Source organism: Dactylosporangium sp. NBC_01737 (assembly GCF_035963215.1).
Lineage (GTDB): Bacteria > Actinomycetota > Actinomycetes > Mycobacteriales > Micromonosporaceae > Dactylosporangium.
In genome coordinates this window covers 7,903,427-7,920,017 of the sequence record NZ_CP109153.1, presented here as the reverse complement: position 1 = coordinate 7,920,017, position 16,591 = coordinate 7,903,427, and the positions used below count along the sequence as shown (strand labels likewise).

General features: G+C 72.5%; 13 protein-coding genes and 1 pseudogene. 6 read left to right on the top strand and 8 right to left on the bottom strand.

Going from position 1 to position 16,591, the window contains the following annotated elements; translation table 11 throughout:
* Both OHA72_RS36145 and OHA72_RS36140 read right to left on the bottom strand, forming a co-directional pair.
* Window positions 1-1,542: an NAD(P)-binding domain-containing protein gene (locus OHA72_RS36145; protein ID WP_327000542.1), complete on the bottom strand. Its 1,542-nt coding sequence runs from the start codon at window positions 1,540-1,542 to the stop codon at window positions 1-3.
* Window positions 1,543-1,547: 5 nt separating this feature from the next.
* A complete protein-coding gene (locus OHA72_RS36140) occupies window positions 1,548-3,026 on the bottom strand; it encodes an aromatic amino acid ammonia-lyase (RefSeq protein WP_327000541.1) in 1,479 nt (492 codons plus the stop codon).
* Window positions 3,027-3,088: 62 nt separating this feature from the next.
* On the opposite strand from OHA72_RS36140, the gene OHA72_RS36135 reads away from it, so the two are divergent.
* Both OHA72_RS36135 and OHA72_RS36130 read left to right on the top strand, forming a co-directional pair.
* Window positions 3,089-4,633: an NAD(P)-binding domain-containing protein gene (locus OHA72_RS36135; protein ID WP_327000540.1), complete on the top strand. Its 1,545-nt coding sequence runs from the start codon at window positions 3,089-3,091 to the stop codon at window positions 4,631-4,633.
* Window positions 4,623-6,068 carry a class I adenylate-forming enzyme family protein gene (locus tag OHA72_RS36130; RefSeq protein WP_327000539.1) on the top strand — a complete coding sequence of 482 codons (1,446 nt, stop codon included), beginning with the start codon at window positions 4,623-4,625 and terminating at the stop codon, window positions 6,066-6,068. The genes OHA72_RS36135 and OHA72_RS36130 overlap by 11 nt, the downstream gene beginning before the upstream one ends.
* On the opposite strand, the gene OHA72_RS36125 is transcribed toward OHA72_RS36130, so the two are convergent.
* Together OHA72_RS36125 and OHA72_RS36120 are read right to left on the bottom strand one after the other, a co-directional pair.
* Window positions 6,046-6,555, bottom strand: coding sequence for a hypothetical protein (locus OHA72_RS36125; protein WP_327000538.1), 510 nt, complete (start codon window positions 6,553-6,555; stop codon window positions 6,046-6,048). The genes OHA72_RS36130 and OHA72_RS36125 overlap by 23 nt on opposite strands.
* A 207-nt stretch (window positions 6,556-6,762) precedes the next feature.
* Window positions 6,763-7,053, bottom strand: a complete 291-nt coding sequence (locus tag OHA72_RS36120) for a hypothetical protein (protein ID WP_327000537.1) — start codon at window positions 7,051-7,053, stop codon at window positions 6,763-6,765.
* A gap of 339 nt (window positions 7,054-7,392) precedes the next feature.
* On the opposite strand from OHA72_RS36120, the gene OHA72_RS36115 reads away from it, so the two are divergent.
* The 3 genes and pseudogenes from OHA72_RS36115 to OHA72_RS36105 all read left to right on the top strand — a co-directional run bounded on the left by OHA72_RS36115 (window position 7,393) and on the right by OHA72_RS36105 (window position 11,837).
* Window positions 7,393-9,018 (top strand): hypothetical protein, encoded by a 1,626-nt coding sequence (locus OHA72_RS36115; RefSeq protein WP_327000536.1) that lies wholly within the window; start codon window positions 7,393-7,395, stop codon window positions 9,016-9,018.
* Window positions 9,019-9,046: 28 nt separating this feature from the next.
* Window positions 9,047-10,147 (top strand): annotated as a pseudogene (locus tag OHA72_RS65035) (FtsX-like permease family protein); the annotation flags it as partial.
* Window positions 10,148-10,535: 388 nt separating this feature from the next.
* Window positions 10,536-11,837, top strand: a complete 1,302-nt coding sequence (locus tag OHA72_RS36105) for a hypothetical protein (protein ID WP_327000534.1) — start codon at window positions 10,536-10,538, stop codon at window positions 11,835-11,837.
* A gap of 132 nt (window positions 11,838-11,969) precedes the next feature.
* Here the strand turns inward: OHA72_RS36105 and OHA72_RS36100 are convergent, their stop codons facing one another.
* The 3 genes from OHA72_RS36100 to OHA72_RS36090 form a co-directional block, all read right to left on the bottom strand.
* Window positions 11,970-12,140, bottom strand: coding sequence for a hypothetical protein (locus OHA72_RS36100; RefSeq protein ID WP_327000533.1), 171 nt, complete (start codon window positions 12,138-12,140; stop codon window positions 11,970-11,972).
* A 2-nt stretch (window positions 12,141-12,142) separates the two neighbouring features.
* Window positions 12,143-12,622: a hypothetical protein gene (locus OHA72_RS36095; RefSeq protein WP_327000532.1), complete on the bottom strand. Its 480-nt coding sequence runs from the start codon at window positions 12,620-12,622 to the stop codon at window positions 12,143-12,145.
* Window positions 12,623-13,273: 651 nt separating this feature from the next.
* Window positions 13,274-13,540 (bottom strand): hypothetical protein, encoded by a 267-nt coding sequence (locus OHA72_RS36090; protein WP_327000531.1) that lies wholly within the window; start codon window positions 13,538-13,540, stop codon window positions 13,274-13,276.
* Here OHA72_RS36090 and OHA72_RS65030 point away from each other — a divergent pair.
* Entirely contained in the window at window positions 13,458-13,628 is a 171-nt protein-coding gene (locus OHA72_RS65030) for a hypothetical protein (protein WP_442788758.1), read from the top strand. The genes OHA72_RS36090 and OHA72_RS65030 overlap by 83 nt on opposite strands.
* Window positions 13,629-13,767: 139 nt before the next feature.
* On the opposite strand, the gene OHA72_RS36085 is transcribed toward OHA72_RS65030, so the two are convergent.
* Window positions 13,768-16,470, bottom strand: coding sequence for an RICIN domain-containing protein (locus OHA72_RS36085; protein ID WP_327000530.1), 2,703 nt, complete (start codon window positions 16,468-16,470; stop codon window positions 13,768-13,770).
* Between the last annotated feature and the right edge of the window lie 121 nt (window positions 16,471-16,591).

Here is a 16,591-nt window from a genome sequence, read left to right as displayed (position 1 = left end):
TCAGGCGCCTTCCAGGCAACGTTCGATGAACGCCTCCAGCGGCCGCACGTGCACCTCCGGACGGTCCCATTGGTTCTCCAGGTTCTCCGCCAGATGGTGCACGCCGGCGACCCGGCCGTCGCGGTGCCAGCGCACCACCGGATGCAGGTAGGCGGCGGCGTGTGCCTGCCCCACGGTGTCCTGTGCGACGCGGCTGACAGTGATGTCGAACGGATCGACCTGGTCGTGCTCCGGGCCGTACTCCAGGGTGACGACGAACGCGTGGTCGGCGGGGCCCAGGCCGGCCCGCGTGAAGTAGTCGACGGGGACCTCCTCGTGGTAGCGGGCCTCCGCACCGTCGACGGTCACCACGTCGGCGAGGAAGCCGAACTGCTGCCACAGCGCGGAGGTCCGGTTGATCCGCTCGATCACCGCGTCCACAATCGACTTCGGCGTCGGGTCGAGCGTCGCGGCCGGCCACGGCGCGCCGGCGTAGCGCCGCTCGAGGATCCGGTGCAGCGCGCGCACCGCGTAGCGGAAGCCGTGGATGAAGCCGCTGGTGGACTTCTTGAAGTCCCGGACCTGCGAGATCGTGCCGGCGAAGAACAGGCCGGGCACGTTGACCGACTCCCACTCGTCGGTCTGGGCCGGGAACCGGTCGCGGATCACGAGCTCGGGACGGCATGACCCGTCGAAGATCGAGGCGTCGAACCGGAACCCGGTGCAGGCCAGGACCCGGTCGTAGGACAGCTCCTTCACGACCTCGTCGGCGCGGGAGAAGCTGAACGCGACCCGGTACCCGTCGCCGTCGCGCTCAATCCGGCGGATGTCGCCGTCCAGGATCGCGTTGGCCGACTTGAGCTGGTAGGTGTCCAGGAAGTTGTTGTTGACCGCGCGCAGGTGTCCGACGTAATGGGTGCGCCAGGCCATCCGCACCGGGCTCGGCCCGGCCACGTGGATGACCGCGGTGGTCTCCATCAGCGCGTCGGCCGTCTCGAACGCGGAGTTGCCCTTGCCGATGATGAGCACCCGCTGGTCGAGATAGTCGTCCGGGTCGACGGGCATCTCGTCGTACCGCTCCGCCAGCTCGAAGCCCTCGATGTCCGGCTCGTAGCGTTTCGACACGCCGGTCGCGACGATGAGCCGCTTCGCGGTGAACGTCTCGTCCCCGGCCGCGACGGTGAATCCGGCGTCGTCGCGGGACACCCGGGTGACCCGGGTGTTGTAGCGGACCTTGACGTTGCGCGCGAAGTCGGCCAGGTAGCGGACCATGTCGTCGGCGTGCGGGAAGTACCGGCGGCTGTAGTGCTTGAACAGCAGCGCCTCGTCGTCGGTGAGCAGCGAGTTCCAGTCCAGGCGCAGGTTGAGCTCCGGATCGTCGGTGCCGGTGTGCGGCTTGTTGATCGAGATCAGCTGCCGGTGCCGCGGGAAGCGGGCGAAGAACGCACCCGGCGCCGCGGCGCCCTCCAGCACCAGGTAGTCCCGCCGGCCCTCGGCCTCCAGCAGGGCGGCAAGCTGGAGGCCGGCCGGACCGGCCCCGATGATCAGGTAGTCGAGCGTCATGACGGTCACCTTTCGAGCGCTTCGACGACGCCGGCCGCGCGCCGCACGTCGTCTTCCAGGGGCCGGTCAGGGTCGATCGGGGGGACGGCCGCGACGAGCGCAGCCAGCACCGCGGCGCAGCCGGGCGCGGTGGGTGGCCGGGCGCCCACGTGGGCGGCCTGGCGCAGCCCCACCGCGAGCGACCCGACCAGCAGATGCAGCAGCCGCGCCTGGTCCAGCGCCCGCAGGGCGGCCTGGTTGCCCAGCGGGATGACGTCCTGGTTGTGCAGGTTGGTGGGGATGCTCTGCATGCTGGCGGGCATGGTGTCCCGCCGGATCTCGGCGATCAGCGCGGTCGACGCCAGCTGCACACCCTGCAGGCCGTGCTGCCGGCCGGGCCCGGCGGCCAGCATCGGCGGGAGGCCGCCGTTGCGGTGCGGGTCGACGAGCAGGTCGAGCTGACGCTCGGCGAGGTTGCCGACCTGCGCGACGACCATCGACAGCAGGTCCGCGGCGAACGCGGCCGGCTGGCCGAAGAAGTTACCGCCGTGCACGACGACGTCGTCGTCGGGGAAGAACAGCGGGTTGTCGCTGACACTGCCGAGGTCGGCCGCGACGACGCCGTCGACGTAGCGCAGGGCGTCCTCGGCCGCGCCGAGCAGCTGCGGCGAGCACCGGATGCTGTACGGCTCCTGCAGCGGGCGTTTCCCGGACGGGACCAGGCCGCCCGTGACCCGGCGCATGGCCGCCGCGACGTCGCTCGCGCCCGCGTGGCCGTAGGCGGCGAGCAGCCGGGCGTCGAGGAACTGCGGGTCGCTGCCGAGCAGGTCGGCGAGCAGGCAGGTGAGCAGCTGCACCGCCCGGTGCGAGGCGCGGGCCGAGGCCAGCGCCAGGGCGAGCGCGGCCGTGGTCAGCGACGTGCCGTTGACCAGTGCCAGGGCATCACGGCCGTCCAGTGGCAGCGGCTCCAGCCCGGCCGCGGCCAGCGCCTCCGCCGCGGGAAGCCGGACGCCGTCCACATAGGCGTGGCCGCGGCCGCGCAGCGCCTGGGCCGCCGCGCCCAGCGGGATCAGGTCACCGCTGGCTCCGACCGAACCCAGCCGCGGCATCGCCGGGACGAACGTGGTCGCGAGCATCGCCGCGAGGGCGTCGATGACATGCGGGGACACGCCCGACGCACCACGGGCCAGCGACCAGGCCCGGACCAGCATGGTGGCCCGTACGACGTCGGGGTCGATGTCCGGGCCGTGGCCGGCGCCGAGGTGGGCGAGCGTGTTGTCGGCCTGGTCGCGCAGGTCGGCCCGGCCCGCGTAGCCGACGAGGGCGCCGAAGCCGGTGGTGCTGCCGTACACCGCCCGGTCGTCGCCGAGCACCTTGGACAGGAAGATCCGGCCGGCCGCGACCCGGTCGCGGACCGCCGTCCCGGTCACGACGGCGACGGGGCCGCGGGCGGCGCGCAGGTCCGCGATCCGCAACGGAGCCGCGAGGTCTACCTCTGGCGTCATGCGCCGCAACCTAACGATCGATTCTCAGAGCCTTCTGAAATCCGCTCGTTACGTTGCGGCGCATGACGCTCGACTACCTGATCATCGGAGCCGGGCCGGCCGGGCTCCAACTCGCCGCCCTGCTGGAGCGCGACGGCCGCGACTACCTGGTCCTCGAGGCGGGTCCAGCGCCGGGCACGTTCTTCGCCACCTACCCGCGGCACCGGCAGCTGATCTCCATCAACAAGGTCTGGACCGGCTCGGACGATCCGGAGTTCAACCTGCGCGCGGACTGGAACTCGCTGCTCACCGACGACGAGTCGCTGCTGTTCAAGCACTACAGCGAGCGGTACTTCCCGCAGGCGGACGACCTTGTCCGGTACCTCGCCGCCTTCGCCCGCGGCCTGCGGGTCCGCTACGACACCCGGGTCACGCAGGTATCCCGCGACGCTGCCGGGTTCACCGTGCGGGCAGGGGACGACGCGTACACCGCGAGCAGGGTCGTCGTCGCCACCGGCGTCTCCCAGCTGTACGTGCCGCCGATCGAGGGAGCGGAGCTCGCCGAGCGCTACGACACCGTCAGCGTCGAGCCGTCCGGGTTCACGAACCAGCGGGTCCTCATCGTCGGCAAGGGCAACTCGGGCTTCGAGACCGCCGACGCGCTCATCGAGACCGCGGCGGTCATCCACGTCGCCGGCCCACACTCGATCAAGCTGGCCTGGCAGTCGCACTACGTCGGGCATCTGCGCGCGGTCAACAACAACTTCCTCGACACGTATCAGCTCAAGTCGCAGAACGCGGTGCTCGACGGCACGATCGAGCGGATCGCCCGGCGCGAGGACGGCGGCTTCCGGATCGACTTCCGCTACGCGCGCACCGTCGAGGCGATGCGGCAGCTCGACTACGACCGGATCATCCTGTGCACCGGCTTCCGCTTCGACGCCTCCATCTTCGACGCCTCGGCCCGGCCCCGGCTCGTCATCAACGACCGCTTCCCCGAGCAGACCTCTGCGTACGAGTCGGTGAACGTGCCCGGCCTGCACTTCGCCGGAACCCTCACCCAGCAGCGCGACTTCAAGCGGTCCACGAGCGGCTTCATCCACGGCTTCCGCTACGGCACCCGCGCCCTGCACCGCATCCTCGGCGCCCGGCATCACGGGACGCCGTGGCCGGCCACGACGCTCGACGCCACACCCGAGGCGATCACCGACGCCGTCATCGCCCGGATCAACCGGACCTCGGCGCTCTGGCAGCAGTTCGCGGTCCTCGGCGACGTCGTCACGGTCGAGGGCGGCACGGCGCGGTACCACGAGGAGGTGCCGGTCGCCTACCTGCGCGACGGCGGTCTCGGGCCGGTGCCGCTCGCCTTCGTGACCACGCTGGAGTACGGCCCCGACCACGACCAGGTCGACCCGTTCGACATCACGGTCCCCCGCATCGCCGAGAACGACGCCGCGGCCGCCCATGACGCGAGCTACCTGCACCCGGTCGTCCGGGTACACCGCGACGGCGCGGTCGTCGCGGTGCACCACCTCGCGGAGAACCTGGAGAACCACTGGAACCTGCCCGCGGTGCACCACCAGCCGCTCGTGCTGTTCATCAAGGGTGTGCTGGCCGATGCCGGCTGAGCTCTGGCCGCAGCCGGTGCTGGACCTGCTCGCCACCGGCGACGACCGCCCGGTCTTCTCCGACGGCGACCGCGTCGTCACCGCCGCCGAGATGTCCGGGCTGGTCCGCCGGATCGTCGCCGGGCTCCGTACGGCCGGGCTGCGACCCGGCGACGGCGTGGCGCTGCGGCTCGGCGTCACCGCGGAGGCCCTCGCGGCGATCATCGCCGCCTTCGCCGCCGGCGCGCGGGTGTCCGCGATCCGGCCCGGCCTGACCCCGGACCAGCTCGGCCACCTGCTCGGCAGCGACGACGCCCGGCTCGTCGACGAGGCCGGCCTGGCCCGGCTGCTGACCGCGCCCGACGACGGCGCCCCACTCGTGGCCGCCGGGCGCCCGGCCGACATCGCCCGGATCATCTGGACCAGCGGCAGCACCGGCACCCCCAAAGGCTGCGCACAGACCTACGCGGCGATGAGCGCCGCCTGGGCGCCGTACCCGGACCGCTGGCCGCCGGCCGTCGCCGAGCTCGCCGGCCGGCTGGGGCGCTACCTCGTCTTCGGGTCGCTGAGCAGTCAGGTGATGCTGGAGTACGGCATCCTGACCCTGGCCGCCGGCGGCACGCTGGTCGCCGCCCACCAGCCGGACCTCCCCGCCATGATCGCCCGGCACCGGGCCACCGCGAGCGTCATCACCGTCGGGAAGCTGCACCGGCTCGTGCACGACCAGCGCACCCGCCCCGCCGACCTGGGCAGCCTGCGGGCGCTGCTGGTCTCGGGCTCACCGCTGGCGCCGGGCCGGCTGGCCGAGGCCCTGGAGGTCCTCGGCCCCGTGGTCTTCCACGGCTACGGCCAGACCGAGACCGGCATGATCGCGATGGCGACCCCGGCCGAGCTGCTGAGCGATCCCGCCGTGCTCGCCACGGTCGGCCGCCCGCCCGAGGTCATCGACCTGTCGATCCGCGACGCGTCCGGCCGGCCCGCCGCCGAGGGCGAGCTGTTCGTCCGCACACCCGCGCAGGCCACCGCGTACTGGGCCGACCCGGCCGAGTCGGCAGAGGTCTTCACCGGCGGCTGGGTCCGCACCCGCGACCTCGCCCGCCTGGACGCGAACGGCTACCTGCACCTGACCGGCCGGGTTCGCGACGTCATCATCGTCGAGGCCAACCTGGTGTACGCGGGCGCCGTCGAACGCGCCTTGTCCGCCGACCCCGCCGTGGCGGAGGCGTACGTCATCGGCCGGCCCGACGATGTGACCGGCGAGGCCGTGCACGCGTACGTCGTGCCCGCCACCGGACACACACCCGACCCCGCGCGGCTGCGCGAGCTGGTCGCCGCCGCCCTGGGCGGCGCCGCGGTGCCGCGGACCATCCGGGTGATCACCGGAGTGCCGCTCACGCCCGCCGGCAAGCCGGACAAGCGCGCGCTGACGACCCTCAGCCACACGGCCGGCCGGTGAACCCCGCGGCCGTGCGAGGGGTGAGCGGTGGCGCCGGGAACAGGGTTGGTTGCGGACCGTGCAGGCCGGCACTCGCGGGATTGCCGGCGGCCGGATTGTCCCTACACTGATCCGGTGCTTCGGGCGGCCAGCATCGACCTCGGCCCGGCGGACCCCGCCCGGGCTCCGGACGGCGCATGATCCCGCTGATCTGGAGCGCGCTCGTCGCCCGCCGCGTGGCGTCCATCACGATGTTCCTGCTCGCCGCGCTCGTCACCGCCGCGCTGAGCCTCGCGCCGTGGTATTCGTCGCGGGCGACCGACACCGCCACGGCCGCGCGCATCGCCGCCACGCCGCAGGCGCAGCGGACCGTCTCCGCGAACAGCACGATCTCGGTCGACCTGGCCGGCGAGACGGTCGTGCACACGTTCGCGGCCTCCGCCCTGCGGGCGCTGGCGCTGCCGGTCGACGGCCAGTCGGTCGGCGTCGAACTCGCCGGCACGCTCACCGCCGGTGACCGGCAGCTCCAGCTCCCGCTCCGGTACCGCGAAGCGCTGTGCGACAACGCCGTCGTCGACGGGCACTGTCCACAAGCGACCGGTGAGGTGGTCCTCAGCGGGCAGAGTGCCGAGCGGCTCGGCGCGCGCGTCGGCGACCGGCTCGACGTGACGACCGGCCCGGCGTCGGCGCGGCAGTCGCTCCGGCTGGTCGGCATCTACCACCCGGCCGACCCGCTGTCGTGGTACTGGGCCACCGCCGCCGATGCCGCCTGGACGACGTTCGACACGGTGGCCGCCGCCGGTGCCACCGTCCGGGCCACCTTCGACGCGATGCTCAGTCCCTCGGTGTTCACCCGTGGTGGCGACCTGGCGTCCGCCGTCGAACGGATGCGTCGCGTCCCGCTCCAGGTCAGCACGACCGGAGGGGCGCTCGCGGAGCGGATCGCCGCAGACCGGCGGGTCGTGGAGCGCGGCGTCCTGCTCGCCGCGGCCCAGCTGGCAGTCATCGGCTGGGTGGCGATGGCGGTCGCCGCCCGATACGCCGCCGAGGAGCGCCGGTTCGACGCCGCACAGCTCGCGCTGCGGGGTGCCCGGCGCTGGCGGCTGCTCGCGGCCACGAGCGGGCAGACCGCCGTGCCGCTGGCGGCCGGGACGTTGGCAGGCGCGCTCGTGGGGGTCCTCGCCGGCGGGCCGGGCCGGCTCCAGATCGCCGGGGTGTCCTGGCCGCCGCGCTGGCGGGCGCCGTCCTGGCCGACTGGCGGACCACCCGGCTGCCGGTCGAACGGCTCCTGCGCGCAACCACCCCGAGACCGCCGCGGCTCGGCACCGCCGTGGTCGAGGTGTGCGTGCTCGGGCTCGCCGCGGCGAGCACCTACCAGAGCCTCGCCGGCAGCGGCACGATCGGCGTGCAACTGCTCGCCCCGGGGATGCTGGCCGCATCGGCGGCCATCCTCGTCGGCCGGCTCCTGGTGCCCGCCGCGACGGCCGTGGGCCGTTCGGCGCTCGTCAACGGGCGGATCGCGGCCGGCCTCGGCGCGCTGCTGCTGGCGCGGCGCTCCTCGGCATACCGCATGCTGCCCCTGCTCGCCGCGGCCGGTTGTCTCTTCGTGGTTGCCGCCCAGGACTGGGCCGAGGCCAGGGACGCCCGGCACCACCGGTCCGAGGTCGAGGTCGGCGGGCAGCGGGTCCTCACCGTCGCCTCGGGCGACCGGGTCCGCCTGCTCACCGCGGTCCGGGCCGCCGACCCGGGCGGCCGGCAGGCGATGGCCGTCGTCGCCGGCGTCGGTCCGGGCGGCGAGCCGGTGCTCGCTGTCGACTCGCCCCGGCTGCCGTACGTGCTCGCCGCCCCGGCGGCACTGGACAGCCGCCGTCTGCGGCCGGCGGCACCGGCGCCGATCGTGTTCTCCGGCACCGGCCTCACGTTGGTGGCGAGCGTGCCGGCCGCCGTCGGTCTGCCCGACGCCGGCGCCCACCCACCGACCGGATCACCGGTGCTGGTGGCCACGCTCGTCGTCGCGGCCACCGGCGTCCCGGTGACCGCGCGGTTCACGCCGATCGACGGCACGGGCGGCACGGCCACCGCGAGCGTGCCCGACTGCCGTCCCGGCTGCCGCCTCGTCTCGTTCGAGCTCGCCGGCGGGCGCGCGGTCGAGCTGCGGCAACTCGACGCCGACGGCAGGACCGTGATCACGCCGGCCGTCTTCGCCGACCCCGGCCGCTGGCGTACCGGCGCCGGCAACATCGCCGCGACGATCAGCATGCGCTCGTACGACGGGCGGCTCTCGCTCGCCGCCGTCACGGCCGGACTGTCGAAGCTGCCGGTCGACGACCGGCTCTACGTCGTCGACGCGCCTGTGCCGCTGCCGGCCGCGGTGGCCGGACGGCTGCCCGCGTCCGACGAGTGGCGCACCGGCATGATCGACCCCTTCGGCGGCCGGGCGGTGCCCGTCGCACCGATCGCCGCGCCGCTGCTGCCGGGCATCGGCACGCGCGGGATCCTGGTCGACCTCGAGTATGCCGACCGTGTCGCGGGAGGGCCGCCGCGAGCCGAGCGGCACCAGGTCTGGCTCGCCCCCGCCGCGCCGGCCGACCTGACCGACCGGCTCCGCGACGCGGGGCTGACCATCGTCGCGGAGGACTCCGTCGGCGCGGCCGACGCCCGGCAGGCGCGGTTCGGCCCGGCCGCGGCGGCCCGCTTCGGTCTGCTGATGGGCCTGCTCGGGCTGCTCGCCGCCGCGATCGCGCTCCTGGTCATCGCGGCCGTCCAGCGCCGTGCCCGCGGCGACGAACTCGTGGCACTGCGCCGCCAGGGCGTGCCGGCCCGGGCGCTGGACGCGGCGGGCCGCTGGGCGGCGCTGGCCCCGGCCGTGCTGGCCGCGCTGACCGCCGTGCTCGCCGCCACCGCGGCCCGCGCGATCACCGATCCGTCGCCACTGCGGTCATCGCCGCGCTGTTCGCCGGCTGCGCGCTGACCCCACGCCATCGGACCAGCGGGCGGCCATGGCGGGGCTGATGCTGGCGATGCTGCGCGCGCGGCGCGGCCAGGCACTGGCACTGTGGCTCCTCGCGGTGCTGGCCACGGCCGCGGCGGTGGCGGCACCGATCTACCTCACCGCGATCGACCGGGCGGTGGTCGTCGGCGAGGTCCGGCACGCCGGCAACGCCGAGCGCACGCTCTGGGTGTCGGCACCGGTGGAGCGGGCCACCGGCGGTGCCATGCCCGACGAGTTCGAGCGGCTCGCCGCGGAGAAGGTCCAGCTGGACGGGTTCGTCAGCGTCTTCAGCACCGAGTTCCTCGCGATGCCGGCCGGTCAGGACACCGCCGGCAGCGACCAGGTCCGCCGCATCGCGTTCCGTGAGGACCTGTGCGCACAGGTGGTGATCGTGGCCGGACGGTGCCTGATGGGCGGTGGCGAGACGGTCCTCAGCGAGGCGCTCGCCGAGCGGCTCGGGCTCGCCGTCGGCGAGCGGGTGAACAACCAGGCCAGCACGTTCAACAGTGCGCTCAACCTGTTCGTCCCCGCCGGTCAGCCGTGGACGATGACGGTCGTCGGGCTGGTCAGGCCCCGCGACCCGGGCGACCTGTACTGGGGGCGCGCCACCCACAGCGAGCAGAACTACCAGAACGACCCCCTGTACGTCGCACGCAACACCCTCGCCGGCGTCGACCACCCACGCGAACTGCAGACGTTCGAAGCGCACGCGGCCGAGGGCGCGATCACCATCGAGCGGCTTCCGGCGCTGCGCGGGTGGCTCGCCGATACGGCCGCGGACGACGAGACCGGACGCGTCAGCGTCAGCACCGCGCTGCCCGACCTGCTCGACCGCATCGACCGCAACCGCGAGCAGGCACACCGGGTCATGCCGTTCGCCGCGATCCCCGTCGTCGTCCTCGCCTGGGCGGTGATCCTGCTCGCGGTCGCCAACGTCGCCCGCGCGCATCGCTACGAGTTCGGCGTCGTCGCACTGCGCGGCGTACCCAGGCGGGTCCTGTGGTGGCTCGCAGCCGGCGAGACGGTCCTCGTCATGCTCGCCGGCGCCCCGGCCGGCGTGCTGCTGGGGTGGCTGGTCGCCGGCGCGGCCGCTCCCGCCCCGGCCCGCATCGACGCCACGATCCTGCCCTACGCCGCAATCGCCGTCCTCGGGTCGCTGCTCGCCGGTCTCGCCGTGCAGTTCCGCACGGTCAGCGCACCGGTCGTCGCGTTGCTGCGCGACGTGGACCGCGGCACCACCCGGGCGCGGACGCTGCTCGTGGAGACCCCCTTCATCCTGCTCGCCGGCGCCGCAGTCGTCCAGCAACGCACCGGCGTGCTGACCGGGGTCACGCTCGTCGCCCCGGCCCTGGTGATCGCCGCGCTCGCGCTGCTCACGGCGCGGCTGCTGCGGCCGCTGTCGTCCCGGCTGGCCGTGGAGCCTGCGCCGCGGCGCCCTCGTCGCCGCGCTCACCGCGTTCCGGCTGGCCCGGCGGCCGGCCGCGCACCGGCTCCTGGTGCTGCTCGTCGTGGCGCTCGGCTCGCTCGGCTTCGCCGGCATCGCCACCGTGGTCGCCGACCGCGACCAGCAGCACCGGGCCGAGCTGACGGTCGGCGCGCCGACCGTGCTGTCGATCGACCGGACCACCCGGACCCAGCTCCTGCGGGCCACCAGGGCGGCCGACCCGGAGGGCCGCTACGCGATGGCCGCCGTGCCGATCCCGGCCGTGACCGCGCATCTGCCGGCGTCGCTCGCCGTCGACTCGACGCGGCTGGCGGCGGTGGCGTACTGGCGCGCCGGCTACTCCCCCGAGCCGTTGCCGGCGCTCGCCGCGCGGTTGCGACCGGCCGCCGGACCCAGCCTGACAATCACAGGCGCCACCGTGCACGTCGACCTGACCGCGGCCGACCTCGCGGGCAAGCCGGCGACATTGACGGCGCTCGTCGCACCGGCCGGCGGCGTCCCGCGGGCCCAGGTCGACTTCGGGGCCCTGTCGCTCGGCCGGCACACGTACACCGCCCCGTCACCGGCCTGCACCGCCGGCTGCCGGCTCGTGTCACTGCAGATCGGGCTGCCGACCCACCTCGGCGCGCCGGCCCGGCTCACGCTGCACACGATCCAGGGACAGCCGTTCACCGCCGAGTGGCGCATGCCGTCCGGCGCGTCCGCCTCCGCCGTCGGCGACGGGCTCAGCATCACGCTGCCGCCGTCCCCGCGCCGCGAAGCCGGCAGCCTCCTCCCGCCCGACGTCCCGGCCGCCCTCCCGCTGGTGTCGACCGGCCCGCTCCCGCCGGACGGCGCGTACGCCTCCTTCGACGGCCCGGCCGGCGCCACTGTCGTCGGGCACGCCGATGTGCTGCCCCGGCTCGGTGCACGCGGCTCGCTCGTCGACCTCGAGGTCGCGGACCGGGCGGCGACCGACTCGGAGCTCACCAACCTCGGCGAGGTGTGGCTCGCCCGCGACGCCCCTGCCTCGATCGCCGAGGCACTCACCGCCGCCGGGCTGAGCATCGTCGGCCGGCGTACCGTCGCCGACGAGCGCGCCGTGCTCAGCCGGGCCGGTTCGGCGCTCGCCCTGCGGTTCTTCCTGCTCGCCGGCGCGCTTTCGGTGCTGCTCGGCGCCGCCGGCCTTGCCGTCACGACACTCACCGCGCCGCGCGACGAGCTGGCCCCGCTGCGCATCCAGGGCCTGCCGGCCCGCGTGAACCGCCGCGTCGAGTGGTGGTCCCCGGCCTCGCTCGTCATCGTCGCGTTGCCGCTCGGCGCCGTGTGCGCCGCCGTGGCATGGCTGCTCCTCGGCGCCGCCGTGCCCCTGTAAGGCACTGTCCGCACGGCGGGACCGGTTGATCCCTGGTCGATGCCGTGAGCGGCGGCCGCGTGGACATGTGATGCCGGCCGAGCCGGCGGCGCTGTGCCGGGCGCGCCGCGACGATCGGAAGGCCGCCGTCGGCTACGACACGAAGAGCACAGCGATCACCGCGGTGGCGGCCACGACGAGCGTGACGAGCAGCGCTCGTCGCCACGCGGCCCGGATCTGGGTGACCAGGGGAAAGCCGGCGGCCGGCGGCGGGGCGGACGCGACCTCGCGCAGCACCTGCTTCAACTGCTCATCGTCGGTCATGGCTATCCCCACTGCTCGACCACCTCGCCGGTCAGGATGACGGGTTCTGCCCGGCCGGATCCGTCGTGATTCGGGTCGACTGCGGTGATCACGATACCGCTGGCGGCCATCAGGTCGGCGATCACGTCGAGCTCGCTGCTGCGCAGCACCCCGGCCGTCACGGCCGAGTCCATCCCGCGGTAGTGCCGGCAGACGAGGGCCGCCCGCTGCCGCGCGGTGAGGTCTTCGAGGGTGGCGAGCAGCAGCGGCTGGGCGGCGATGCTGTCCGGGTGCGCGCGACTGAGCCGCGCCCGGCGCCGGGGAAGCCACCGCCACAGGCCCTTGACCCGGGAGCCGCGCTCCACAACGTAATGGCGCACGAGGTCGTCGGCGAGCAGCGTGTCGACGTCGATGCCGCGGTGCAGCCAGCGCCGCCACGGCGTGACGAGCCGACGCACGGCCCGGCCCAGTGCGGCGTCGGCCGCGAACCAGTCGCCGTACAAAAGATAAGCGAGCCGCCGGGCCCCTGAGATGTGGGGTTGAATCTCGGCCACGAGCGGCGCTTGACACCGACCCTCGTAGCTACGCCACCATTCGGAAGCCCGTCTCGCGTGCCGCACCACGTTTCGAAACCGTCCGGACGCCGGCTGTGTAATCGGCTTCCAATGTTTGCCCGCCATCATCCGTCTATTTCTCGTGTCGCGGAGCCCCACGCCGGAGGATTGCAGCACCGCACCCGCTACGCGGCACCGGAGCGTCCCGATAACAACTTGGCGCCAAGTATGGGTGACAGGCATCCGCACGGTCAAGCTGACGGCAATCGGCCCAGCGGGCAGGTGAAATGCATTCACGTTCTTTATTAAGCGGTCAACAGGCGTTCGTTAAGAATGACTTAGATCGGCAAGGTGCCAACCCGACCCGCAATACGGAACGAAATGAATCCGCCATTCTGCGTAGTCGGCCGGCTATTTCCAGAGCCTCGGACGAATCGGGCCGGCTCAAGAGGGCTGCCGCCGTCGTGCAGGTGCCGCAAGCCGCTGGGCGCCGCCGGGCGGCGGTGACACCGGCTCACGACCGACCACACCCGGCTGGGATCTGTCCTATCTGGACACGGACACCGGCACCGCCACCCTGCTGCACAGCGGGTCGAGCGGCTACGGTGCCGCCTGCGCGGCACTGCCGCCCGGCGCGACCGCCACCGTCCAGATCGGCGTCGAGGCGCAAGCGACCGGCGCCGTCACCACGGCCGCGGCCGCGCACGCCGACCAGCCGGACCCCGTTCCCGGCGACAACACCGCCACGACCACGGCGACCGTCACCAACGCCCACGGCCGCACCATCATCGGCACCGCCGGCGCCGACACCCTCACCAGCACCAACGCCGACGACGTCTGCGCCCTCGGCGGCGCCGACCACGTCACCGCCGGCAACGGCAACGACGTCGTCTACGGCGGGACCGGCAGCGACAGCTGCACCAGCACCGAACACCCGGCCAGCTGCACGCCGTAGCACCGGCCGCGGCCGAGGCCCCCCACACACACATCGCCGGTGATGGTTGAGTCGGCCTGGAGCGCGGTGACGGGATTGCTCCCCCGTCCGTTGCTCCAGGCCGCTCGAACGACCGGCGATCAGCGGCGCCGGAGATGCGTTAGTTGCGCAGGCTCCACTGCTGGTTGGCGCCGCCGTTGCAGGACCAGAGAATGAGCTTCGTGCCGTTGGCGGTGGCGGCGCCGTTGGCATCCAGGCACAGTCCGGACTGGACACCGGTGATGGTGCCGTTGGCGTTGAGGTTCCACTGCTGGTTGGTCTGACCATTGCAGTCCCAGATGACCACCGCCGTGCCGTTGGTCGTGCCCCGGCCGCTGGCGTCCAGGCACTTGGTGCCGAACACCTGCAGCTGCTTACCCGAGGTGGAGGTGAAGCGCTGGTTGGTGCCACCGTGGCAGTCCCACAGCTGGGCCTGGGCGCCGTTGGCCGGGTTCGTGCCGCCGATGTCGACGCACCGGCCGGACGCGCCACCCACGATCATGACGTTCTGCGGGCCGCTGCTGCCGCCACCCTGCTGCCGGACGATCCACTTCGACTCGGCTGACCGGTTCCCTTGGGCGTCCACGACGTAGAGCCGATATTCCCCGGACGACGCCGGCACGGCAATGCTCGTCGCGGTGCCGCCTGCCCTGGTCATCGTCGGACCGGCGGCGAACGTGGTGGTCCCCGAGGGGGCCAGCCACACGGTCCTGGCCGCGTCGCCGGTGCTGCGGATCGGAATCGTCGCCGTGCTGCTGCCGACGAAGGTGCTGGCCGGCAGCGCGTAGTCCGGCAGGGAGACCTGACCCTGCGCAAGGATGTCGCGGTACGCATCCTCAAGTCCGGAGTTCACGGCGATAGCGTGGGCCGCGGCCGGCCAGACGTAGTCGGAAGAGACGAGGATGTCCTGGACGGTGCTGTTCGGCAGGACCTTGTTGGAGACCTTGTTGATGGCGCCGTAGGTCTGCGTGATGCTCAGATCGTGCTTGCGCCCCCAGTCGTCGGAGTTGATGAGCCACGTGACGTTCTTGTCCACGCTCAGCACGTTGTCCCGGAAGGTGATGTACGCCGATCCCTCGTCCGGGTGGAGGCCGTACTTGTGCCCGGCCGGGACGCCCTCGAGATAGTTGTTGCTGATCGTGGTCCCCGGTTGGCTGCCCAGCGTGTAGATGGGTGCCGTGTCACTGAGGCGCTGCACCGTGTCGATGATGTGGTTGTAGCTGATGGTGTTGTTCCTCGCCGTCGTGGTCGGCCGGTTCGGCGCGATCGAGCCCGACGATCCGTCGAAGTTCCACCAGCCCCAGCCGAGTGTGATGCCCGACCACGGAGCCTTTTCGATCCGGTTGTGCTGGATGGTCAGCGTGTCGGCGAAGTACGCCGAAATGGGGCTGTGGCCGTTGAACAACACGGCGCTGTCGTAGATGTAGTTGTTCTTGATCTCGATGTTCTTGCTCAGGCCCTCGACCTGGGCGGAGTACCTCTCGTGATTCGTCGACGTGCCGTCGCCGATGTAGATGTGCTGCGGATGGCCCACCGTGATCCCGGATCCGGCGATGTCGTTGGTGAAGTTCCCGATCAACCGGGTGTTCTGCACGTCGTTGACCATGTTGACGCCGTCGGCGCCGGTGTGCTGGATCCGGTTGCGTTCCAGCAGGATCCCGTCGGCGTTCTCGATCTGGACGATGCCGGGCGCGACGTCCACATTGCGGTAGTAGTAGGCGTGGAAGTTTCCCTTGGCATACACGGACGCACCGAGATTGCCTTGCTGCGCCTGCTTGAAGGCTGAGCCGGCGACGTTGAACAGGTTCCAGTCCGAGTGCTCGACGGTGAGCCCGGAGAAGGTGATGTTCCGAACGTGACTGCTCGTGGACGAGCCGGCGACCCGGAGCGCGGTGGACACGTTGTTCGGCGCGAAGACCGGCGCGGTCGTCATGTCCTCGGAACCGGCCTTGTAGTAGTACAACACCCGGCTCGTCTTGTCGAAGAAGAACTCGCCCGGCGTGTCCAGGAACTCGTACGCGTTCATGACCTTGTGGCTGCCGCCGGCCTGTGCGTCGCCGTTGTACGCGCCCTGCGCGATGGCCGCTCCGGGCTGCTGGAACAGGGCCACGCGGTTCGCACCGTCAGCACTCGTGGTGACCTGACGAACCCCCACGATGGCGGTGGTCCAGGTCGTCGCCGTTTCGATCTCGATGTCGTCCTGGTTGCGGGGGACGGCAGGGAAGTCGGTGAGGCTGTATTTGGACCCGTCACATTCGGAACCGGACTCCCACGCCCAGGAAGCCTGTCCCGCGCTGACATTGTAGGTGCCGTAGCACCCGGCCGAGTTGATCGTCTTGGCGGCCATGAACGCCCGCTTGCCGTTGACGTACAGCGCCCGGAGTTTGTTGCTCCGATTGAGCGGGGCCTTCCAGATGTTGCCGCTGTGCTGCGTCCACCCGGTCACCTGAACGCCGGCGTCCAGCACCGGACGCTCGTTCTGGTAGGCGGCGTAGACGACTCGGTAGCCGTTCGTGCCCGAGTCGCTCGGCGTGAATTCGATGGTGCTGGTGACCTGGTAGGTCCCGCCGCGGACGTACACGTAGATGTCGCCGGTCATGTTCGCATTGACGGTGCGAACGACGTCCCGCGCACGCTGCACGGTCTTGAACGGAGCCGCAATCGTCCCGGGATTGGCGTCGTTGCCGTCGGGGGCGACGTAGTACGTTGCCTGGGTGGCGGCCGCGGCCGGCACCTGGCCTGCGACGGCCGGCAGCAGCGCGGCAGCGACGAACACCGCAACTGCTACGAGCGACCTTCCAGCGATGGAAAACGCTGACTTCACGCCTCGGTCCTTTCCTCATTCCCATCGGTGGCTCGCCGGCCGTCGTTCGGCGGTGAACCACATCGGTGGGTGATCGCATCGGCGGGGTCGGGCCGGCTCGCCGTCCGGGCATCGATCGGCG